The 22,043-nt window shown below is 72.3% G+C and carries 18 protein-coding genes; 5 read left to right on the plus strand and 13 right to left on the minus strand.

Annotated elements, in window-relative coordinates:
* Positions 1–14: 14 nt before the first annotated feature.
* Positions 15–959, minus strand: a complete 945-nt coding sequence (locus ACPXBU_RS13040; protein ID WP_425758368.1) for an exopolyphosphatase — start codon at positions 957–959, stop codon at positions 15–17.
* 22 nt (positions 960–981) lie between these two features.
* On the minus strand, positions 982–2,007 hold the full coding sequence (locus tag ACPXBU_RS13045) for an ArsR/SmtB family transcription factor (RefSeq protein WP_393366456.1): 1,026 nt from the start codon (positions 2,005–2,007) through the stop codon (positions 982–984).
* A gap of 106 nt (positions 2,008–2,113) precedes the next feature.
* On the opposite strand from ACPXBU_RS13045, the gene ACPXBU_RS13050 reads away from it, so the two are divergent.
* Positions 2,114–2,989 (plus strand): alpha/beta hydrolase family esterase, encoded by an 876-nt coding sequence (locus ACPXBU_RS13050; RefSeq protein WP_425758369.1) that lies wholly within the window; start codon positions 2,114–2,116, stop codon positions 2,987–2,989.
* 1 nt (position 2,990) lies between these two features.
* Here the strand turns inward: ACPXBU_RS13050 and ACPXBU_RS13055 are convergent, their stop codons facing one another.
* Genes ACPXBU_RS13055 through eno form a run of 4 tightly spaced genes read right to left on the minus strand, consistent with a single transcriptional unit; the run spans position 2,991 to position 6,071 of the window.
* Positions 2,991–3,527: an amino-acid N-acetyltransferase gene (locus tag ACPXBU_RS13055; RefSeq protein WP_393366454.1), complete on the minus strand. Its 537-nt coding sequence runs from the start codon at positions 3,525–3,527 to the stop codon at positions 2,991–2,993.
* On the minus strand, positions 3,524–4,081 hold the full coding sequence (locus tag ACPXBU_RS13060) for a DUF501 domain-containing protein (RefSeq protein WP_393366453.1): 558 nt from the start codon (positions 4,079–4,081) through the stop codon (positions 3,524–3,526). Before ACPXBU_RS13060 ends, ACPXBU_RS13055 begins: the two co-directional genes overlap by 4 nt.
* A 33-nt stretch (positions 4,082–4,114) precedes the next feature.
* Entirely contained in the window at positions 4,115–4,756 is a 642-nt protein-coding gene (locus ACPXBU_RS13065) for an FtsB family cell division protein (RefSeq protein ID WP_393366451.1), read from the minus strand.
* Between the two features lie 31 nt (positions 4,757–4,787).
* Positions 4,788–6,071, minus strand: coding sequence for a phosphopyruvate hydratase (gene eno / locus ACPXBU_RS13070; RefSeq protein WP_184181511.1), 1,284 nt, complete (start codon positions 6,069–6,071; stop codon positions 4,788–4,790).
* Between the two features lie 213 nt (positions 6,072–6,284).
* Here eno and ACPXBU_RS13075 point away from each other — a divergent pair, with 213 nt between their 5' ends.
* On the plus strand, positions 6,285–6,977 hold the full coding sequence (locus ACPXBU_RS13075; RefSeq protein WP_425758220.1) for a hypothetical protein: 693 nt from the start codon (positions 6,285–6,287) through the stop codon (positions 6,975–6,977).
* An 89-nt stretch (positions 6,978–7,066) separates the two neighbouring features.
* Here ACPXBU_RS13075 and ACPXBU_RS13080 read toward each other — a convergent pair whose 3' ends face one another.
* From ACPXBU_RS13080 to mfd, 4 genes are all read right to left on the minus strand, one after another.
* Positions 7,067–8,677: a DUF885 domain-containing protein gene (locus ACPXBU_RS13080; protein ID WP_425758221.1), complete on the minus strand. Its 1,611-nt coding sequence runs from the start codon at positions 8,675–8,677 to the stop codon at positions 7,067–7,069.
* A gap of 99 nt (positions 8,678–8,776) precedes the next feature.
* Complete coding sequence (locus tag ACPXBU_RS13085) at positions 8,777–9,775, minus strand: nucleoside triphosphate pyrophosphohydrolase (RefSeq protein ID WP_425758222.1); 999 nt, start codon at positions 9,773–9,775, stop codon at positions 8,777–8,779.
* 2 nt (positions 9,776–9,777) lie between these two features.
* Positions 9,778–10,584 (minus strand): hypothetical protein, encoded by an 807-nt coding sequence (locus ACPXBU_RS13090; RefSeq protein WP_393366445.1) that lies wholly within the window; start codon positions 10,582–10,584, stop codon positions 9,778–9,780.
* A gap of 82 nt (positions 10,585–10,666) precedes the next feature.
* A complete protein-coding gene (gene mfd / locus ACPXBU_RS13095; RefSeq protein WP_425758223.1) occupies positions 10,667–14,296 on the minus strand; it encodes a transcription-repair coupling factor in 3,630 nt (1,209 codons plus the stop codon).
* A gap of 1,049 nt (positions 14,297–15,345) precedes the next feature.
* Between mfd and ACPXBU_RS13100 the strand changes: the two genes are divergently transcribed.
* Positions 15,346–16,257, plus strand: a complete 912-nt coding sequence (locus tag ACPXBU_RS13100) for a cyclase family protein (RefSeq protein WP_425758370.1) — start codon at positions 15,346–15,348, stop codon at positions 16,255–16,257.
* Positions 16,258–16,436: 179 nt separating this feature from the next.
* Here ACPXBU_RS13100 and ACPXBU_RS13105 read toward each other — a convergent pair whose 3' ends face one another.
* Both ACPXBU_RS13105 and ACPXBU_RS13110 read right to left on the minus strand, forming a co-directional pair.
* Entirely contained in the window at positions 16,437–17,087 is a 651-nt protein-coding gene (locus ACPXBU_RS13105) for a response regulator transcription factor (RefSeq protein ID WP_393367088.1), read from the minus strand.
* Positions 17,088–17,092: 5 nt separating this feature from the next.
* Positions 17,093–18,367, minus strand: coding sequence for a sensor histidine kinase (locus tag ACPXBU_RS13110; protein WP_425758224.1), 1,275 nt, complete (start codon positions 18,365–18,367; stop codon positions 17,093–17,095).
* A 270-nt stretch (positions 18,368–18,637) separates the two neighbouring features.
* Between ACPXBU_RS13110 and ACPXBU_RS13115 the strand changes: the two genes are divergently transcribed.
* Complete coding sequence (locus ACPXBU_RS13115; protein ID WP_425758225.1) at positions 18,638–19,798, plus strand: serine hydrolase domain-containing protein; 1,161 nt, start codon at positions 18,638–18,640, stop codon at positions 19,796–19,798.
* A gap of 68 nt (positions 19,799–19,866) precedes the next feature.
* Here ACPXBU_RS13115 and ACPXBU_RS13120 read toward each other — a convergent pair whose 3' ends face one another.
* Positions 19,867–20,907, minus strand: a complete 1,041-nt coding sequence (locus tag ACPXBU_RS13120) for a S66 family peptidase (protein WP_425758226.1) — start codon at positions 20,905–20,907, stop codon at positions 19,867–19,869.
* Positions 20,908–20,978: 71 nt separating this feature from the next.
* Between ACPXBU_RS13120 and ACPXBU_RS13125 the strand changes: the two genes are divergently transcribed.
* Positions 20,979–22,031, plus strand: a complete 1,053-nt coding sequence (locus ACPXBU_RS13125) for a hypothetical protein (RefSeq protein ID WP_425758227.1) — start codon at positions 20,979–20,981, stop codon at positions 22,029–22,031.
* Positions 22,032–22,043: the final 12 nt, after the last annotated feature.

Genomic DNA, 22,043 nt, shown 5'->3' on the forward strand with positions numbered 1-22,043 from the left:
GCGTCGATCAACGCCTAGCGCGCGGAGGTTGGCTGGAGGCTCCAGGCGATGCCGTCGAGGATGTCGTGCTCCGAGGCGACCACCGACGGCATCCCGGCCCGCTCCATGATCACGCGGAGCACCAGCGCACCGGCGCCGATCACGTCGGCCCGGCCCGGGTGCATCACCGGGATCGCCAACCGCTGCGCACGGGTCTGACCCAGCAGGTCGGCTGTCACCTGGGCCACCGCCTCGTACGACACCCGGGCGTGGTGGATGCGCTCCGGGTCGTACTCCCGCAGGTCCTGCGCGATGGCGACAACTGTGGTGACCGACCCGGCAAGGCCGACCAGGGTGGCCGCCTCGCGGCCGGGCACCACGGCGAGCGCCCGGTCCACGGCGGCGGCGATGTCGGCCTCCGCCGCCGCGACCTGCTCGGACGTCGGCGGGTCGCCGGGCAGGTGCCGCTCGGTCATCCGGACACAGCCGATGTCCACCGAGATCGCCGCGCGCACCCCCGTGGCGCGGTCACCGACCACGAACTCGGTGGAACCGCCGCCGATGTCGACGACCAGGAACGGCTCCTTCGCGTCGGCCGGCAGGCCGCGTACCGCGCCGGTGAACGACAGCCGGGCCTCCTCGTCGCCGGTGACGACCTCCGGTGCGACACCGAGGGTGCCCCGCACCATCTCGGTGAAGTCGTCGGCGTTTGCGGCGTCCCGGGAGGCCGAGGTGGCGCACATGCGCACCCGCTCCGCGCCCAGCTTCTCGATGTCCGCCGCGTACGACGCCAGCGCCACCCGGGTCCGTTCGATCGCCTCCGGCGCCAACCGGCCGGTGCGGTCGACACCCTGGCCGAGCCGGACGATCTCCATCCGCCGGGTCAGGTCGACAAGTGGTGCCGGCGACCCGGTGGACTCCTCGGGCAGGTCGGCGACAAGCAGTCGGATCGAGTTGGTCCCGCAGTCGATGGCCGCCACACGCGTCGTCACGGCAGCAACCTTACGGCAGGACGGGCCGGCGCCCCGCAGCTTGCCGGGCGGTCGAGCCGCCGGACGAGCCGCTCGACAACTCCGCGCCGAGCGCGGTCAGGTGATGCCGAACCGCCCCACCCTCCCGCTCGCTGGCCACCAGGCCGGCCGACCGCAGCGCGGTGGCGTGCTCCGAGGCCGAGGAGAGACTGATCCCGACGGCCTGGGACAGCACTGTGGTGGTCATCCCGCCGTCGACCGCCAGTCGACGCAGCACCAGCGCCCGGGTGGCGCCGAGCAGCCGACCGAGGGAATCACCCCCGGTGGTGGCCCCGAGTGTGGGCAGCACCGTCGGGTAGACGAGCAGGATCGGGCGATCTGGCTGTACCAGCACCCGCGGACGGGGTCCGGCCAACGGGGAGGGCAGCAGGATCAGCCCGTGGCCGGTGCCGGACAGGTTCCCGCTCCACCACGTCCGCACCTCCAGCACCGGCTGCCGCCACCGGATCTCCGGGTGCAACCCCGCGAAGAGGCCATCCAGACCGTGCTGCGCCAGCCGTTGGCTGGCACAGGTCACCTGCTGGCCGTACGCGGCGGTCAGATCGGACCAGAGCGGGGCCAGGACCGCGTCGAACCAGGTGCGGACGGCCCCGCCGAACAGGTCCAACACCTCCGGGTCGGCAGCCGCGAACCGCCGCCGCAGCGGGGTGACGGCCGTCTGCGCGTACGAGGCGGTGGCCTCGGCACGGATCCGCTGTGCCGGAGTGGCCCGGATCGCCTCCAGGCCGGCCTCGACCGACTGATTGCCGGACCACGGGGTGACGAAATCCGGCAGCCGCCCTCGGGCGGGAAGCAGGTGCCGCAGCGTCGCGGTGGCGGCCCGCGCGGCGCCCGTACGCTCGACCGCCGCCGCGCGCTCGGCGAGTGCCGGCGCCAACGCCGCGACCGTCGGGTCCCGCAGCCACTGACCGGCCAGCAGTGCGATGCCCACCGGATGCAGCCGATCGGCGAACCGCACCCGGCACAGGTCGGCCGGCCCGAGCTGGAGACGAAGCATGAGGGACAGCCTGCCTCCCTTCGCCCAGGGCCGAAAGGGTTGATCCACCAGCGAGCCACATCCAGAGTGGGCGGCGGGTCTACGGGGGGTGGCCGACGTGCGGCGAATGATGGCGGTGTTAACGGGGCTCTGCCTCATTGTCGTGGCTCCGGCCTGCGGTGAGCGGGGGCGGCCTTCGCCGGCCCCGCCCTCCGCGTCCACCGAAACTCCGACCGCGGGTGACCACGACCTCACCCTGAACCACAACGGCCAGGAGCGCACCTACCTGCTGCACGCACCACCCGGGTACGACCCGGGCCGGTCACCCGCGCTCGTCATCGCGCTGCACTTCTATCCCGGTAGCGCCACCGGCGTGCAGGAGCTGGCCGGCCTGGACGCGAAGGCCGACAAGGACAACGTGCTGGTGGCGTACCCCGACGGGGAGGGCGGCGGCTTCAACGGGCTGGTCTGCTGCGGCAGCGCGGACGACGTCGGTTTCCTCACCGCCCTCACCGACCACCTGGTGCAGACCTGGCACGCGGACCCGAATCGGGTCTTCCTCACCGGCATCTCGAACGGCGGCGACATGAGCTTCCGGGCGGCGGTGGAGAGCACCGGCAAGTTCGCCGCGATCGGGGTGGTGAGCGGTGGGTACAGCGGAAAACTGACCACGGCCGAGAGTTACGTGCCGAAGAGCCCGGTCTCCGTGATCACCTTCATCGGCGGCCAGGACCGGCAGGCCTCGACGTTCCAGACCGGCATGGAGACCTGGCAGCAGCGGCTGTCCTGCCGGCCGAGCCCGAAGCCGTCCGGGGTGCCGGGCGTGACGCACACGGTGGCGAGCTGCGCGGACGGCAGCGAGGTGAGCGTCTACACCCTGCCCGAGATGGGTCACAGTTGGCCGGGGGCGACGACCGGGTCGCTCGCCGCCTCCTCCGCGGGGCTGTCGGCCACCGACCTGATGTGGGAGTTCTTCGCGGCGCACCCCCGCAAGGGCGCCTGACCTACAGGCGCAGCAGCATCCGGGTGTTGCCAAGCGTGTTCGGCTTGACCCGCTCCAGGTCCAGGAACTCCGCGACACCCTCGTCGTACGAGCGCAGCAACTGCTCGTACACCTGTTGGGGCACCGGAGCGCCGTCGATCTCCTGGAAACCGAACGCGCCGAAGAACCGCGTCTCGAAGGTGAGCACGAAGATCCGTGCCACCCCCAACTCCCGGGCGGCGTCGATCAGCTCGCCCACCAGCCGGTGCCCGATCCGCCGGCCCCGACAGACCGGATCCACCGCGACCGTACGGATCTCGGCCAGGTCCTCCCACATGACGTGCAGCGCGCCGCAACCGACCACGGCGCCGTCGGCGGGGCGGACCGCCACCCGGAACTCCTGCACCTGCTCGTAGAGGGTGACTGTCGCCTTGCTCAGCAGCCGCCGGTCGTTCGTGTAGGTGTCGACCAGCCGCCGGATGCCGCGCACGTCCCCGGTGCGCGCCCGCCGCACCAGGATCTGACTCTCGGGCGCCGAGGACCCGGCCGGCGCGCTCATTCGCCCGCCGCGACGTCCACGCACGGGCCCGCCGTCCACCAGGGCTCGACCAGCTCCAACGTCTCGTCACCGAACGGGTTCACCCCGGGGCCGGCGCCCAGCGCGTGCCCCAGGTGCACGTGCAGGCACTTCACCCGGCCCGGCATCCCACCCGCCGAGATACCGGCGATCTCCGACACCTCGCCGATGGCCTCACGGCGGGCGAGGTAGTCCTCGTGCGCGGCACGGTAGTGGGCGGCCAACTCGGGATCCGTCGCCAGCCGGTCCGCCATCTCCTTCATCAGCCCCGCCGACTCCAGCCGGCTGCACGCCGCGGTAGCCCGGGGGCAGGTCAGGTAGTAGAGCGTGGGGAACGGCGTGCCGTCGGCGAGACGGGGAGTCGTCTCCACCACGTCCGGGAGTCCGCACGGGCAGCGGTGTGCCACCGCCCGGGTGCCCCGGGGCGTGCGGCCGAGCTGCGCGCCGACCGCCGCCAGGTCCGCCTCGGTGGCCGGCTCACGCTGCGGCAGGGGTACGGAGTCCGCCGCCGGCTCCGACGGTGGTACGACAGTCACGGTGCCATCTCTCCTGGTGTGCTGGTCGGTGGATCATTTGCCCGGCTGTTGGCTGTCCGCCGCCTGCACGCTCGACCAGAGCGTGTCGTACCAGGTCGATGGTCCGGCCGGGGCGGCCGCGCCGGCCGACTTCCCGGCGTCCCGGGCGGCGCCCTCCGCGTCGTGCAGCACCACCATCATCTTCTCGCCCGGCGGACCCATGAAGAACCGCTCCCGAGCCTGCGTCTTGATGTACTCGTCGTCCTGCCAGTTGGCGGCCTCGGCGGCGAGTTTGGCGATCTCCGCCTCCTGCACGGCCTGGGCCGCCTCCATCCGCTCGATGTCGGCCTGCTGGTCCAGGTAGACCCGGACCGGGTAGGTGTAGGCCAGCGCGAGCGCGATCAGGACCGCGAACAGCACGGTGGCCCGACCGGTGAAGCGACGGGGGTGGGGTGCGGTGAGCCGCTTGACGGCGCCACCGGCGGCGGTACGCCGAGCGGCGGCCGGACGATTCGCGGAGCGGACGCCCTCGGCGCCCCGGGCCGCGCCCGGAGCCCGACCAGCGGTGCCGCGCGGCTCGGCGCGTACGCCGGTCTCGCGGACCGATCCCCGGTTGGTCCGGCCACCACCCGACCGACCGGACTGACCCGGCCGGCGGGCGGGACGTTGACCACCCGGTGTGCGGCGCTGCTGCATCGTCACACCCCTCCCCCGAGGCTTCGTGCGCTCAGGCCGAACGGTAGCGCGGGAACGCGCCGGCGCCGGCGTAGCGCGCCGCGTCGGCCAACTCCTCCTCGATCCGGAGCAACTGGTTGTACTTCGCGACGCGGTCCGAGCGGGCCGGCGCGCCGGTCTTGATCTGACCGCAGCCGGTGGCCACCGCCAGGTCGGCGATCGTGGTGTCCTCGGTCTCGCCGGAACGGTGGCTCATCATGCACTTGAAGCCGGCCCGGTGAGCCAGGTCCACCGCGTCCAGGGTCTCGGTCAGCGAACCGATCTGGTTGACCTTGACCAGGACCGCGTTCGCCGACTTCTCCGCGATGCCCCGGGCGATGCGCTGCGGGTTGGTCACGAACAGGTCGTCACCGACGATCTGCACCCGGTCGCCGATCGAGGCGGTAAGCGTCTGCCAGCCACTCCAGTCGTCCTCCGCCAGCGGGTCCTCGATCGACACGATCGGGTAGTCGCCGGCCAGCTTCGTGTAGTAGTTGCTCATCTCCTCGGCGGACTTCGCGGCACCCTCGAAGGTGTAGGTGCCGTTGTCGAAGAACTCGGTGGCCGCCACGTCGAGCGCGAACACGATGTCGGTGCCGAGCCGGTAACCGGCCTTCTCGACCGCCTCGGCGATCAGGTCCAGGGCCGCCGCGTTCGTCGGCAGGTTCGGCGCGAAGCCACCCTCGTCGCCGAGCCCGGTCGACAGGCCCTTCTTCTTCAGCACCGACTTGAGCGCGTGGTAGACCTCCGCGCCCGAGCGCAGCGCCTCACGGAAGGTCGGCGCGCCGATCGGCGCGACCATGAACTCCTGGATGTCGACGTTCGAGTCGGCGTGCGCGCCACCGTTGAGGATGTTCATCATCGGCACCGGCAGGAGGTGGGCGTTGGGGCCGCCCAGGTAACGGAAGAGGCTCAGCTCGGCGCTGCCGGCAGCGGCCTTCGCCACCGCCAGGGAGACCCCGAGGATGGCGTTCGCGCCCAGCTCCGACTTGCTGTCGGTGCCGTCGATGTCGAGCATCTTCTGGTCGATCAGCCGCTGCTCGCTGGCCTCGTACCCGATGATCTGGTCGACGATCTTGTCCTCGACGTTGGAGACCGCCTTCTCCACGCCCTTGCCCTGGTAGCGGTCGGCGTCACCGTCGCGCAGCTCGATCGCCTCGAAGGCGCCGGTGGAGGCGCCGGAGGGCACGGCGGCGCGGGCGACCGTGCCGTCGTCCAGGCCGACCTCGACCTCGACCGTGGGGTTGCCCCGCGAGTCGAGAATCTCCCGGGCGACGATTCCCTCGATGGTTGCCACTAAGTCGCTCCTCGTTGTTGTGATCCGGTCCGTGGGTGGGCCGCGACGGTGCGGCTGAGGCAGGTGTTGAACGCAGCGTATCGGGCCGCGCGAACGGGCACGGCGTCGCCCGCGCACCCGAGTCGCCCCACACTGACGGACATTCCCGGATTTCCGGGCGTCAACCGGCAACGGGTTTGCGCTGCGCGGACCAGATCCACCAGGCTGGTCGTCATGCCCGCCGCCTCGACCACCCTCCGCATGCTCGCCGTGTCGGTCATCGCGTCGCTCACGGTCACCGGCTGTCAGACATTCGAGGACGCCGGAGTCGCCATGGGTCGCTCGGAACTCGTCAACGACCTCGCCGCCCGCCTCGACCGTGCGCTGGAGTTGACCTACTCCGCCGACTACCAACTCCCGGGCGGCCAGAGCGCCGCGATCGTGCAGGCGCAGGATCCGGCCCGGTCCGCGTACACCTACCCGGGCGGGCGACTCACCGTCACCCCGGACGCCATCACCAGGTGTACGACGACAGGCGCCCGCCCCGAGTGCACGGTGCTCGCCCCGCCCACCCCGGGCAGCAAGCCCACGGTGACGCTCTTCGGCGAGGCCAACAAGCAGGGCCTCGCCACCCCACCCGTCGTGGTCGGGCTGCTGACCGCCGCCGCGCTCGACCCGCAGGCGGTCATCAAGCAGAGCGACACCACAGTCGCCGGGCACCACGCCGCCTGCGTCGAGGTGCAGGGCTCGTCGGCAGGCGACTTCACCGCCTGCGTGACCACCGAGGGCGTACTCGGCAGCTTCACCGGGCCGGTCGACGGTAAGCCGATGGACCTGGCGCTGAGCGGTTACTCCGCGACCGTCGACGCGGGCGCGTTCGACCCGCCCGCCGGCGCCGGTGTCGTGGACCGCCGCCCCGGCGGATAGGGCGTGTGTCACAGTCCTCGGTCGAGCCCGCCGCAGGCCGGCCAAGGGCTTCGACACACGCCCTGGTGACCGACCCCCTGAGGCCTGGCTCAGATCTCCAGCAGGGTGCGGAGGTGGCGCGGGGGCGGGCAGTCGTGCGCGAGCATCGCGTCGTGCCAGTCGCGGACCGACACCCCGTCCGGGCGGGCCGCGGCGATCTCGGCCACCTCGCTGTACCCGACGAAGTAGGTGGAGAGCTGGGTGGAGGTGAGCAGCGCCCGGCGCCACTTGCCGGCCGCCTCGCCCTCCTCCTGGAAGCCGCGTTCGGTCATCAACGCCATCGCCTCGGCCTCGGGCAGATCCTCGGCGTGCACCAACTGGTCGAGCAGCGCGTTGATGGTCATCCGGAGCTGCATCTTGAGCTGCTGCAACCGCACCGGGAGGCCACCGAAGCCAAGCCCCGTCATCACCTCCTCCGCGTACACCGCCCAGCCCTCGATGAACGGGCCGGACTCGGCCAGGGCCCGGACCCGGGTCGCGCCGACGTAGCGGCGGGCGTGGGCGAGCTGCAGGAAGTGCCCCGGCATCGCCTCGTGCACGGTCAGGTTGCGGATCATGTGGTCGTTGTATTCGCGGTAGAACGACTCGACCCGCTGCGCCGACCAGTCCGACGGGGTGGGCGCGATGCAGTAGAACGTGGGCACGGACGCGGTCTCCAGCGGACCGGGCGAGTCGCAGTAGGCCACCGCGACGCCCCGGGCGAACTCCGGCATCTCCTGGATCACGCACCTGTCGTCGACGAGGGTGACCAGGTCGTGCGCGCGGACGAAGTCGGTGGCCTCGTCCAGGGTGACGCCGGCCAGGTCGACGATGGTCCCGTCGTTCGGGTGCTCGGCGGCGAGCAGGTCGAGCGCCCGGCGTACGGCCGCGTCGTCGGCGGGACCACCGACCAGCTCGACGGCCGCCTCGCGGATCTCGGCGGTGACCCGGTCCAGGTTGGCCCAGGCGCGGCGCTGGATCTCGGCGGCGCTCAGCTCGGTGTCGAGGGTGTGCCAGAGGCGGGCCTCCCAGCGGCGTCGGCCCAGTCGCGGGTCACGGCCCGGGGCGGCGTCGGCGGCCAGGCCGGCGCGCAGCCAGGCGACGAACTCCTCGATCGCGGCGGTGGCCGCCGGCTCGACCCGGTCGAGGGTGCTCGGCGCCTGGGCGAGCAGTGCCGGCAGCTCGTCGCGGATCAGCGCGGCCGTGCCGGTGAACTGCCCGACCGCCGTCTCGGCGTGGATCCGCGGCATGTCCCGCAGCGTCGCGCGGGCGGTGGCGAGGGCGTCCGGTACGGCGGCGAGCCGGCCGGCGAGGCTGGTCAGCCGCACGTCCGCGGGGGCGTACGGGCGGGCCAGTAGCGCATGCAGCAGCGGGCCGGGATTGTGCACCAGCGGGTCCCACTCGTGCGACCGGATCTCGGTCAGCTCGAACAGCTCCCGATCCACGAACGAGCTGAGCAGCGCATGGTCGACCTGCGCGTCGACGTCGAGCGAGTCTGGGTCCAGCTCGGACAGTGCGTTGGCCGCGTCGGAGAGCATCAACCGGTCGGCGGCCACGGCATCGGCGGACAGGTCCGGTAGCCGATCGTCAAACCGGTGATCCCCGGCCGAGGTGGCAACCCCCGGCCGCGACTCCAGCAACGCTTCGACAACCCGCTCAGCCAGCACCCCAAAGGCTTCCACCCGCCCCACCCTACCGACCGCCACCTGCACCGCCACCCGTCCCGCCGATCATGAGGTTATTGCCATCCGCATCGGCGTGTCGCGGCAATAACCTCATGATCAACGAGGATCTGCGGGTGGGGGTGGGGGTGGGGGTTCGGCGGCGCGGATGGACTGGGCGTGGGCGAGGGTGGCGCGGCGGAGGGCTGCTTCCGGATCGATATTCGCCTCGCGGGCAGCCGCGACAGTTGCCAGGAGGCTGGCGCCGAGGCGCGCCTCGGGGTCCACCAGGGTGTCGGCGAGTGGTGGCGGGACCGCTCGGCCGGCACGGGCGGCGCGGTCCAGGATCTGCGCGGCCAGGGCCAGTGCGGGCTGGCTCAGGGCCACCCCGTCCAGCACCGAATTCCGTGCCTTCTCCGCCCGCTTGATCCGCTCCCAGTTCTCGGTGATCTCCTCGAGCGTGCCCGCCTCCGCCCCGGCGAAGACGTGCGGATTGCGCCGGATCATCTTGTCGACCAGGCCACCCGCCACGTCGTCGATGGTCCACCGCTCGTCCTCGGGCAACTCCTCGGCGAGCCGGGCGTGCAGGACCACCTGCAACAGGACGTCACCCAGCTCCTCGCGCAGCGCGTCGGTGTCGTCGGCGCTTATCGCGTCGTACGCCTCGTAGCTCTCCTCCAGCAGATAACCCGCGAGGCTGCGGTGCGTCTGCGCCCTCTTCCACGGGTCGCCACCCGGCGAGGCGAGTCGGTCCAGCACGGCCACCGCGTCGAGCAGCCGGGCGCCCGGCGGGTCCCACGAGCCGTACATCAGCTCCATCTCGGCCAACCCGGGCTGCCGGGCCAACCGCAGACCCAACTCCCGAGCCAACGCCTCGTCGCCCGCGGGGCCGGCCAACCACACCACAGTGCCGTGCTCGGCCACCGTGTCCAGCAACGGCTGCGTCGCCGGACCGTCCACCACGGTCACCTCGGCGCCCGCCTGGCGCACGGCCGTCGCCAACTCGCTCTCCGCGCCGGTCAACACCCGGTGCTGGCGTACGACGTCCCAGGCCGCGGAGGTCAACAGGCCGGCCGGCAGCCGGGGTGAGGTGACCAGGAGGACGATCCGTGCCGTCATGCTCAGCTGGCCGTGCCCTGGTCCGGTGCTGGGCCCTCGGCGCTCGGGGAACCGGTCGACGGCACCGCCTCCGGGGTGGAGATGTCGGTGACCGGGCCGTCCTCGTCGATGAACGGCAGCGAGTAGACGAACACCTGCTGGCCCTTGTTCACCATCGACGGCACCCCGACCGCCCGGAAGCGCGGGTTGATCGAGACGTCGACCCGGTCCGCCTCCTCACCCAGCGCGACGCCGAGGGCGGTGGCGCTGCGGACGAACCCGCCGTCGCCGAACGCCTGACGGACGTTCGCCGTCGACATCCCGGCCGGGATCGCCTCGACCTCCACCAGGGCGTCGTAGACGGCCATCATCGAGTCGTCGCTCAGATCGGCCGGCGGAAGCTGCTGGCTGAGGACACCTGACAGGTCGACCCACTCGGCGAAGAGCTGGGCGTACTCGGTGGTGGCCGGCACCCGCAGGCCCTCTTCGAGCTGCTGCGGGGTGATCTCGTCGGGCACCTGCACGTTCTTGGCCTTCACCACCCGCTTGGCCAGATCCAGGCTGACCAGCAGGTCGACCACGTCCTGACGGGTGACCGTGGAGCGCAACTGCTCCGGCGACGGCGACGCACCCGCCTGGGCCGCCTGCTGCCGGACCGCATCGCCGTACTTCGCCTGCACATCGGCGTAGATCGCGTCGACCCGCTCCAGCGAATAGGTGGTGTCACCGACGTACGCGGCGACGTCCGGCGCGGACCTGCCGCAGGCGGTGAGGGAAAGGACACCCAGGGCCGCGACGCTGGCGGCGGCGATCACACGGCGAGCACGCATGCCCGTCACTCTCTCATGCCCTCGTCCGTGCTGGAACGGCCCCCACCTCACCCCGGCCCCACGCGTCCCGGCCGCCCCCACCTCACCCCGCCGCGACGGCGAGCGGGGCGGGGGCACCCAGCACATCGGAGAGCAACTGCGCGCACCACTGCAACAGCGCCTGGTCCCGCAGCGGCTCCCCGCCGACCCGACGGGTGCTCGGCCGGGGCACGCTCACCTGGTCGGTGGCCAGCTTGTAGACGGCGTCCGGGTGGTAGCGCTTGAGCCGCATCTGCTTCGAATCCGGCAACGGCAGCGGACCGAACCGCACGTGCTTGCCCTGCATGGACACGTCGGTGAGGCCGTAGCGGCGGGCCAGCAGGCGGAACCGGGCCACCTCCACCAGGTTCTGCACCGGTGCCGGCGGCTCGCCGTACCTGTCGGTCATCTCGGCGACCACCTCGGTCAGCCGGTCGGAGTCGCGTGCCTCGGCGAGCTTACGGTACATCTCCAGGCGCAGCCGTTCCACGCTCACGTAGTCGTGCGGCAGGTGCGCGTCGATCGGCAGGTCGATCTTGACGTCGGGCTCGTCCTCCGACCGCTCACCCTTGAACGCGGAGACCGCCTCGCCGACCATCCGCACGTACAGGTCGAAGCCGACACCCTCGATGTGCCCGGACTGCTCGCCGCCGAGCAGGTTGCCGGCGCCCCGGATCTCCAGGTCCTTCATCGCCACGTACATGCCGGCGCCCAACTCGGTGTGCTGGGCGATGGTCGCCAGCCGCTCGTGGGCGTGCTCGGTCAGCGGCTTCTCCGGCGGGTAGAGGAAGTACGCGTACGCCCGCTCGCGGCCCCGGCCGACCCGGCCCCGGATCTGGTGCAGCTGGGCCAGGCCGAGCAGGTCGGCCCGCTCCACGATCAGCGTGTTGGCGTTCGGGATGTCGATGCCCGACTCGACGATCGTGGTGCAGACCAGGACGTCGAACTCCTTCTCCCAGAAGCCGACCATGACCTTCTCCAGGGCGTCCTCGCCCATCTGGCCGTGCGCCACCGCGACCCGCGCCTCGGGCACCAGCTCCCGCAGCCGGCGCGCCGCCCGGTCGATCGACTCGACCCGGTTGTGCAGGTAGAAGACCTGCCCGTCGCGGAGCAACTCGCGGTGGATGGACGCCGCCACCTGCCGGTCGTCCTGCGCGCCCACGAAGGTGAGCACCGGGTGCCGCTCCTCCGGCGGGGTGGCGATCGTGGACATCTCCCGGATGCCGGTGATCGCCATCTCCAGGGTCCGTGGGATCGGGGTGGCCGACATGCTCAGCACGTCGACGGAGGCGCGCAGCGTCTTCAGGTGTTCCTTGTGCTCGACGCCGAAGCGCTGCTCCTCGTCGACGATCACCAGCCCGAGCTGCTTGAACCGGGTCGCCGTCTGCAGCAGCCGGTGGGTGCCGATGACGATGTCGACGGTGCCGTCGGCGACCATCTCCAGCGTCCGCTCGGTCTCCTTCGGGGTCTGGAACCGCGACAACTGCCGAATCTGCACCGGGAACTGGCTCATCCGCTCGGCGAACGTGTTGTAGTGCTGCTGCACCAGCAGCGTCGTCGGTACCAGCACCGCCACCTGCTTGCCGTCCTGCACGGCCTTGAACGCCGCCCGTACCGCGATCTCGGTCTTGCCGTAGCCGACGTCGCCGCAGATCAGCCGGTCCATCGGGACGGTCTGCTCCATGTCCCGCTTGACCTCGTCGATCGCGGCGAGCTGGTCCGGCGTCTCCTGCCAGGGGAAGGCGTCCTCCAGCTCGCGCTGCCACGGGGTGTCCGGGCCGAACGAGTGGCCCTTGGACGCCTTGCGGGCGGCGTACAGCTGGATGAGCTGCGCGGCGATCTCCCGGACCGCCTTGCGGGCCCGGGCCTTGGACTTCTGCCAGTCCGAGCCGCCCATCTTGTGCAGGGTCGGCTGCTCGCCACCCACGTAGCGGGAGAGCTGGTCGAGTTGGTCGGTCGGCACGAACAGGCGGTCGCCGGGCTGACCCCGCTTGCTGGCCGCGTACTCGATCACCAGGTATTCCCGGCTGGCGCCGTTGACTGTGCGCTGCACCAGCTCGACGTAGCGGCCGATGCCGTGCTGCTCGTGCACCACGTGGTCGCCGGCCTTCAGCTCCAGCGGGTCGATGGTGTTGCGCCGCCGACTCGGCATCTTGCGCATGTCCCGCGTCGAGGTGCCCCGACCACCAGTCACGTCGTTGCCGGTGAGCAGCACGAAGCGGGACGCCTCGTCGACGAACCCGCTGCTCAGCGCGCCACAGGTCACCACCAGCTCGCCGGGGACGGGCGCGGTCGGCACCTCCTCGGTGAACCGGGCGCCCAGGCCGGCGTCGCGCAACACCTCCACCGCCCGCTGGGCGGGGCCGTGCCCCTCGAAGACCAGCGCGATCGACCAACCCTCGCCGGCCCAGCGCTTGAGGTCCTCGACCACCCGCGAGGTCTCCCCGTGATAGAGCGGCGCCGGCTGGGCGGACAGGGTCACCGCGATGGCGTCGTCCGGGGTGACGGCGGCCTGCTCCGGCGCGTCCTCCCAGGGCTGCCGCGCCTCGGCGGTCTCCCCTTCCGTGAGACCGAACGGGGACAGCGTCCACCACGGCTGGCCGAGCTGGCCGGCGGTGGCGCGCACCTCACCGAGGGTCCGGAAGGCGGCGGCGCCGACGTCCACCGGGGCCTGGCCGCCGACCGCGGCGGCGGCCCAACTGGCCTGCAAGAACTCCTCCGAGGTACGCACCAGATCGTGCGCCCTCGTGCGGATCCGCTCCGGATCGCAGAGCAGCACGTGGGTGCCGGGCGGCATGGCGTCCAGCAGCAACTCCAGCGAGTCGGGGCCGACCAGCACCGGGGCGAGGGACTCCATCCCCTCCACGGGGATGCCCTCGGCCAGCTTGTCCAGGATCTCGGCCAACTCGGGGTGCTGCTCGGCGAGCGCGGCGGCCCGGTCGCGGACCTCGGGGGTGAGCAGCAACTCACGGCACGGCGGCGCCCAGAGCAGCGGAACCTGCTCGATGGTCCGCTGGTCGGCAACGGCGAAGGTGCGGATCTCCTCCACCTCGTCGCCCCAGAACTCGACCCGGGACGGGTGCTCGTCGGTCGGCGGGAAAACGTCCAGGATGCCGCCGCGTACGGCGAACTCGCCGCGCTTGGTGACCAGGTCGACCCGGGCGTACGCCATGTCGACAAGGCGGTGGGCGACCTCCTCCAGGTCGGCCTCCTCGCCCGCGGCGAGCTGCACCGGCTCCAGGTCACCGAGCCCCTTGAGCTGCGGCTGGAGCAGCGAACGGACCGGGGCCACGACCACCCGCAGCGGCCCGGTGCCGCCGTGCGCGTCGGTCGACTCCGGGTGCGCCAGCCGGCGCAACACGGCCAGCCGCCGACCCACGGTGTCCGAGCGCGGGGAAAGCCGCTCGTGCGGCAGCGTCTCCCAGGAGGGGAAGACCACCACCTGATCCGCCGGCAGCAGCCCGCCCAGCGCGGCGGCCAGGTCGTCGGCCTCGCGGGTGGTGGCGGTCACCGCCAGCACGGGTCGCCCGGCCCCGTCGTTGTCGGCCGCGACCGCCGCGACCGCGAACGGGCGCAGCGCGGCGGGGGCGGTGATGTCGAGGCCGTCGACCTGGGCGGCACCGGAGCGCGCCAGGTCACGCGCCCGGGCCAGAGCCGGGTCGGCCAGGGCGGCGGAGAACAGACCGGTGAGCAAGGGAAACCTTCCTGGGGAGTCGACGCACACGACGGCGGCCCCTCGTCCAGCCGGACGGGGGGTGCCTGACACAAGCCTATCCCCGTCCACCGACACACACCCCCTTCCGCGAAGGTCCACGCCGCGTCGCGCCTCCCGCGCCCCGCGCCACCCCTCACGCGACACCCCTAGCGCACCACCCGCACCACGTGCGACTACTCGCCTCACGCGACACCCCGCAGCAGCGCCACCGCACCCCCGCGCCACCCGCGTCCCGCCCACTCCCGCGCACCACCCTCGCGCCCCGCCCACTCCCGCGCACCACCCTCGCGCCCCGCCCACTCCCGCGCACCACCCTCGCGCCCCGCGCACCACCCTCGCGCCCCGCGCACCCCCGCGCACCACCCTCGCGCCCCGCGCACCACCCTCGCGCCTCGCGCACCCCCGCGCACCACCCTCGCGCCCCGCCCACTCCCGCGCACCACCCTCGCGCCCCGCCCACTCCCGCCCACCCCCGCGCCCCGCCCACTCCGCGCACCACCCTCGCGCCCCGCGCGCAACCCGCGCGCAACCCCGCGCGCAAACCCGCGCGCTCCCGCGCACCCCGCGCGCCGCCAGGCGCCTCGTGCGCAGCTACGCCCCCACCCTCACGCCCGCCCCAAGATCGGCGCAACTTCCCCGAAACTGCTGCTTCCGGGTCATCGGAGGCAGCAGTTTCCCCGATGTTGTGCGGATCTTGCTGGCGAGCGCACCAGGTGACCGCCTGCGAGGGCCGCTGCCGCTGGTTCGCACGACGCATCAAGATCGTGCTCGATCCAGGATTTAGTGGCCTCAAAGCCCAGGGGATACCACTCTTTCCTGGATCGAGCACGATCTTGCCCCACCTGGACGTGCGAACCCCGCGCAAGGCGCCTCGGACGACCGCCGACCGGGCCGCACCGGGCCAGTAGGCAGCAGCAGCAGCGGCAGCGGCAACGGCAACGGCAACGGCAGCGGCAGCGGCAGCGGCAGCGGCAGCGGCAGCGGCGATCTTGACCGATCGGCGGCTGCGTGGTCGGGTTGCGGGTGTGATGCGGCAGTGGCGGGCACAGTTCGACGCGCAGGTGAGTTTCGCAAACGGCGGCGGGCTGCGCACCGAGGAGTTCCGACTGGACATTCCGGGTCCGGAGATCAGCGACGACGACCTGGCGGCGTTGTTCGTCCGGCACCTCGGGCTGCTGATGGTCGCCGAGGTCCGGGTCAGCGCGAAGACGATCATCGAGGAGCCGCACAAGGGTGGCCGGGGCGTCGCCGTCGAGGAGTCCGGCTCCGATCGTCGGCTGGTCGAGTTGAGCCACGTGATCAGCGACGGGATGATCACGCTGCCGGGCTGGCCGGCGCCGCGGATCAGTGACTGGTTGACCTTCGCGGCGTCCCGGGCGAACTACGCGCCCGGCACCGAGTTCCACGTGGCCCGGATCGACATGATCGCCAACACCGGCACGTACCTGGACACCCCCGCCCACCGCTGGGCCGGCGGCAACGACCTGGCCGGGGTGTCACTGAGCCGCCTCGCCGACCTGCCCGGTGTGGTGGTGCGCGTGCCGGCCGGCACGCGGGCCGTGGACCGACTGATGCTGGCGCCGTACGAGGTGGCCGGGTGCGCGGTGCTGCTGCACACGGGGTGGGACGTGCACTTCGGCACCGAGCGGTACGGCGACCCGGAAGCGCCGTACCTGACCGGGGACGCCGCCCAGGTGCTTGCCGACGCTGGCGCCGCACTTGTCGGCATCGACTCGATCAACATCGACGACATGGGTCCGACGGCCGGCGGCGTACGCCCCGCGCACAGCACACTGCTCGCCGCCGGCATCCCGATCGTGGAGCACCTGACCGGCCTGGACGCTCTGCCGCCAAGCGGATTCCGGTTCACGGCGGCCCCACCGAGGGTGGCCGGCATGGGCACCTTCCCGGTGCGCGCCTTCGCCCTCGTAACCCACTGACTTCTCCCCGCGCCTCCACCCCGCGATCTTGCACTTTCTGTCCCGACACAAGTGGCATATCCGCCCAGATCGACGACAGAAACTGCAAGATCGCCGGAGGTTGCGTCGGAGCAGTCAGGTCCGCAGACGGAACGCGGCGTGCGGCGCTGGCTCCACGGGAGCATCGCCGAAGCGACCGGTCAGGACCCGGACCGGAGGTGGCGGAGGACCGCGATGACCCGACGGTGGTCGCTCTCGGACGGGGGCAGGCCGAGCTTGCCGAAGATGCTCGTGATGTGCTTCTCCACCGCTCCCACGCTGAGGAACAGCGCCGCGGCGATCGCCACGTTCGAGCGTCCCTGGGCCATCAGGGCCAGTACGCCGCGTTCCCGCTCGGAGAGGCCGGCCAGCTCTTCGACACCCCGGGCTGCCCCGAGTAGTTGCGTCACGACCTCCGGGTCGAGCACTGTCGCCCCGCCCGCGACCCGGGTGAGCGCGTCGACGAACTCGCCGACCTCGGCCACCCGGTCCTTGAGCAGGTAGCCGACGCCCCCGGCGCCTCCGGCGAGCAACTGCGCCGCGTACCTGGTCTCCACGTACTGGGAGAAGAGCAGCACCGGCGTGCCGGGATGATCCGCGCGGACGGCGAGCGCGGCGCGGAGCCCTTCGTCGGTGTACGTCGGCGGCATCCGGATGTCGATCACCGCGATGTCCGGCCGGTGCTCGTCGACGGCCGCCCGCAGCGCCTCCGGGTCGGCCACCGCGGCGAGCACGCGGTGCCCCCGGTCGGTGAGCAGGTAGGTGAGCCCGTCGCGCAGGATCCCGGAGTCCTCGGCGAGGACCACTCGCAGCCCGGTCACGGCCGCACCGGGAGGTCCACAGTGACAACTGTCGGCCCGCCGGGCGGGCTGTCTATCCGCATCGTGCCGTCCACGGTACGGGCCCGGTCGCGCAGGCCGGCCAACCCGCCGCCGGGTAGCGCGTGAGCCGCGGACCTGATCCTGGCTCCTCCAGCACCGTCGTCGGAGACCCGTACCCGCAGCAGACCGCCCTCGTGGTGTACCTCGACGGTCGCCCGCCGGGCCGTGGAGTGTTTGACGACGTTTGTGAGCAGCTCGGCGACGCAGTAGTAGACGATCGTCTCCACGGCCGGCGACGGTCGTTCGGTCAAGGTGACACGCAACCCCACGGGTACGGCGCCCCGGGCCACCAGGGTGGCCAGCGCCGCCTCCAGCCCGTTGTCGAGCATGGGCGGGTGGATGCCCCGGGCCAGGTCCCGAAGGTCGGTGATGGCGGTCTTCGCGTCCCGGTGCGCGGTCTCCACGAGCGCCCTGGCTTCCGGCCCGGCTCCGTCGGCGAGCTTCTCCTTGGCCATCCCCAGCTTCATGGCCAGGGCGACAAGTTGCGCCTGGGTGCCGTCGTGCAGGTCGCGCTCGATGCGGCGCAGCAGCGCGGCGGCGTCGTCGACGGCCAGGGCCCGGGTCCGTTCGAGGTTGTCCACCCGGTCGTCCAGGCTGGTCGGGCCGAGCAGGCCACGGATCAGCAGCGCGTCCAGGAACAGCACGGCGCGCAGCAGCCAGGGACCGGCGAGAAGCAGCCCGGCACCGATCCCGGCCAGCAGGAACGACCGGGGCCAGGTGTCGAAGAAGAAGTCGCCGAGTTGCAGGGCGGCGCGGTGCGGCCGACCCAAACTGTCGGTGTTGACCGGCCGGACGAACCGCCACCAGAGGGGATGGCTGAGCAGGAACACCGGGTAGCAGAGGAAGACCGCGACCACCGCCGCCGCGAGCAGGGCCAGCGGCAGCTTCACGATCAGGTAGGCCATCGCCCGCCAGCCGGTGGCATCGCCCAGACCCGTCCGGACGTACCCCACCGGGCCGGGCCGTCGGCGGACCGGGCGTGGAGGGGCGACCCGCAGGCCGAGCGTCGCGCCGGCGAGAGCGCGGTGCAGCCGCCCCCAGCCGCGAGCGCCGAGGACGCCGCTGGACAGCAGCGGCAGGCCGAGCAGCGTCAGCGACAACATGCCGCCGACCACGACCGTGAGGCCGGCGTACGCGAGGCCGACGACCGCCAGCGGCAGGCCCACCAGCACGTACGCGACCTGGTTGCGGAGCTGCCGGAGACGCGTCATCTGATCCTCCCGACCTGCCGGACGACACCGCATCGCACCGCACCGCACCGCACCGGACGACGCCACACCGGACGACATCGTGCCGGACGCGGGCCGGCACCGGGTGCCGGCTCAGCATGCCGGCGGCACGAGCCACCCGCCCAACCGGCCAGCCCGTCGTGATCTGTCGGGTTAACCCCACCCGGCCGGCGGGAGATCCGCATTCTCCTGCGGCACGCGCTTCGGCAGGGTCGACGGGGACAGACGTTGGATCGTCGATAGGAGCAGGTCATGATGCGTCCGTTGTGGACCGTTGTGGTGTCGGTCGGCTCGTTGGTCGCCACTCTCGCCGTCCCACCCCTGCCGGCCGGTGCCGGCCAGCCCGGGGCGGAACGCCAGGCGATGGCCGCCGCGCTCGACCAGCTGGTCGGGGACGGCTTCCCGGGCGCGGTGGCGTACGGCCGGGTGGACGGCCGACGGTGGCAGGTGGCCGCGGGAGTGGCCGACCGGGCCACCGGTGCGCGGGCCCGGCCGGACGACAGGTTCCGGATCGCCAGCAACACCAAGGCGTTCGTGTCGACGGTGCTGCTGCAACTGGTGGGCGAGGGACGGCTGACCCTCGACGATCCGGTCGAGCGGTGGCTGCCCGGGGTCGTCCGGCGTAACGGCAACGACGGTTCGACGATCACCGTCCGGCAGGTGCTCAACCACACGAGCGGCATCTGGGATCCGACCGGCGAACGAAGCTTCTGGGCGCCGTACCTCGACGAGCACGACTGGGACCGGGTCATCTCGCCCCGCGCGGTGATCGCCCTGGCGGTGGCCCACCGCCCGGACTTCGCCCCGGGCGCCTCGTGGGCCTACTCCAACACGAACTACCTGCTCGCCGGTCTGATCATCGAGGCGGTCACCGGCCGGGACGCGACGAGCGAGGTGCGGCGGCGGATCGTCGGCCCGCTGGGCCTGAGCCAGACCTCGTTCCCGGTCACCGACCCGGAGATCCACGGCCGGCACCTGCACGGTTACGACCTGGCCGGGCGAGATGTGACCCGGTTCAGCCCGTCGTACGACTGGGCCGCCGGCGCGATGATCTCGACGACGGCGGACCTGGCACGGTTCCACCGGGCGCTGTTCGGCGGGCGGCTGCTCGCGCCGGCGCAGCAGCGTGAGTTGGAGACGCTTGTGGCGACGGACGACGGGTCGGACGGGTACGGGCTGGGCGTGCAGCGGAGGACGCTCCCCTGCGGCGGAGGCCCGACCACGGTGTGGACGACGGACGGCGGCGGGCCGGGCTTCACCAGCCTCACGGCGACGAGCCTCGACAACTCCCGACAACTCGTCCTGGCCGCCAACGTCTACGACATCGACGCCGACGCACGTGGGCTGTCGCCGGCTCCGGCGAGCGCGGGTTTCCTGGCCGCGCTGCGATCGGTGTTCTGCCCGACCGACTGACGCCGACGGGCACGCACCGGCGGGAGGTGGCACCTCCCCGCCGGTGCGTACGGCACGCCCGGGTCTCGTCAGTAGCGCACCGAGATCCGGCGGTCGACGGCGTCGACGAGGATCTCGCCGCCGTACGGGATGATCAACTGCGGGTCGGTGTGACCGAGGTCGACGTCGAAGACCACCACCGCGTCCGGGTTGTACGGAGTGAGGGCGCGGGTGATCGCCTCCCGCTGGGCCTCGCCCCACGCGGACCGTTCGGGCACCGACAGCGGTTTGTCGAAATCCCACGCCTTCGGGCGACCGACGACGATCGCCGGGAAGGCGGCGAGGAGCCCCCGCTCCCCCATGTTCCGCACGATCCGGAACACCTCCTGCGCGGCGGGCATCTCCTGCGAGGTCTCGACGACGAGCACGGATCCGGCCAACTCGGCGGCCGTGGGCACCCGGTCGGTGGCCAGCAGCCAGTGCAGGATCTCCAGGTTGCCGCCCCAGGTGCGTCCCCGCACCGCCCGCTGTGGGCCCTGCCAGCGCCAGCCCTCGCCGGGCAGCATCTCCGGCTCGTACGCCAGCGTCTCGGGCTCGGTCCACGGGTTCGGCCGGTCACCCCATTCGTGGGCGGGCGTCAACTCGTACCAGTCGGTGCTGAACAGGGCCGCGCGCAGCGAGTCGAAGGTCAGCGGGTGTGGCGCGCCCGGCCGGCCGAGGTGCACGAGCACCGACCCGCCGTGATAGGCGACGATGCCCAGGCGGTAGAGGTGGTTGAGCACGTTCGTGTTGTCGGAGTAGCCGAAGTAGGGCTTCGGGTTGGCCCGCACCACGTCGTCGTCGAGGTGCGGGGTGACCGTGATCAGGTCGTTCCCGCCGACCGTGGCGAGCACGGCGGTGACGCTCGGGTCGGCGAAGGCGGCGGTCAGGTCGCGGGCCCGGTCGCGCGGGTCGGCCCCCAGGACCCGGGTGGTCGGATACTCCACCGGCTCCAGTCCGAACTCCTCGCGCAGCCGGCGCAGCCCCAACTCGTACACGTGGGGGAAGATCGCCGGCAGGCCGGCGGACGGTGAGACGACCGCGACCCGGTCGCCCGGCCGCGGTTTGGGCGGATAGCGCAGCGACACCATGATCAGAAGCTATCCGACCAGCCAATCGGTTTTCGCCCGGCGAATGACGAACCGGGTCATACGCTGGCAATATGGACGGAATCCCGCAGGGTCGAGCCCGGGACTGGGCACCGCGCAGCATCGGGCTGCTGCTCGGCACCCTCGCGTTGGCCACCGCGTTCATCGCCGCCTACGTCGGTGCGCTGCACCAGCCCACCCCGCGCGACCTGCCGGTCGGTGTCGCCAACGGCGACCAGCGCGCCCAGGCGACGCTCGACGCCATCCGAGGCCAGACCACGATCATCACCCCCATCGGGTACGACGACGCCCGCTCCGCCGAGGACGGCCTGCTCAGCCGCGCCGTGTACGCGGTGCTCAGCACCGGCCCCGACAGCGGCCTGCTCCTCACCGTCGCCAGCGCCTCCGGCCCCTCCGCCACGAGCGCGATCCGGGAGGTGCTCAGCACCGCCGCCACCCGCACCGGCACCCCGCTACAGATCGTCGACAAGGTGCCGGTCACCTCGTCCGACCCGCGCGGGGTGGTGCCCTTCTACCTGAACGTCGGGTACGTGCTCGGCGGCTACCTCGCCTCGACGGTGCTGGGGATATCCGCCGGCACCACCCCGCGTACGGCGCGGCGGGCCGGGCTGCGTATCGCCGCCCTGGCCGTCTACAGCGCGCTGCTCGGCATCGCCGGCGCGGTAGTGGTCGGGCCGGTGCTGGACATCTGGCACCACGACGTACCGACGATCGCCGCCATCGGCGCGCTTGCCGTCTTCGCCGCCGCGCTGTTCGCCAGCGCCATCCAGGGCTGGCTCGGTGTCGCGGGCACCGCGCTCGTCATCCTGCTCCTCGTGGTGCTCGGCAACCCGGGCTCCGGCGGCATCTACGCGCCCGAGTTCCTGCCCGGCCTGTTGCGCGGCATGCACCGCTGGAACATCCCGGGGCTCGCGAACGACCTGACCAAGGCCGCCGTCTACTTCCACTGGCGATCGGCCGGCTGGCCGGCGATCGCACTCACCCTCTGGGCGGTCCTCGGCGCGCTCGGCCTGGTCAGCGCGAGCCTGGTGCGGGGTCGCCGGGCCACCACCGCAGGCCCCGACTCGCCCCGCCCCGACCCCGGATCAGCCCGTCACGGTGGCTGAGATCACGCCCGA

Source organism: Micromonospora sp. DT231 (assembly GCF_049847025.1).
Classification (GTDB): Bacteria; Actinomycetota; Actinomycetes; order Mycobacteriales; family Micromonosporaceae; genus Micromonospora.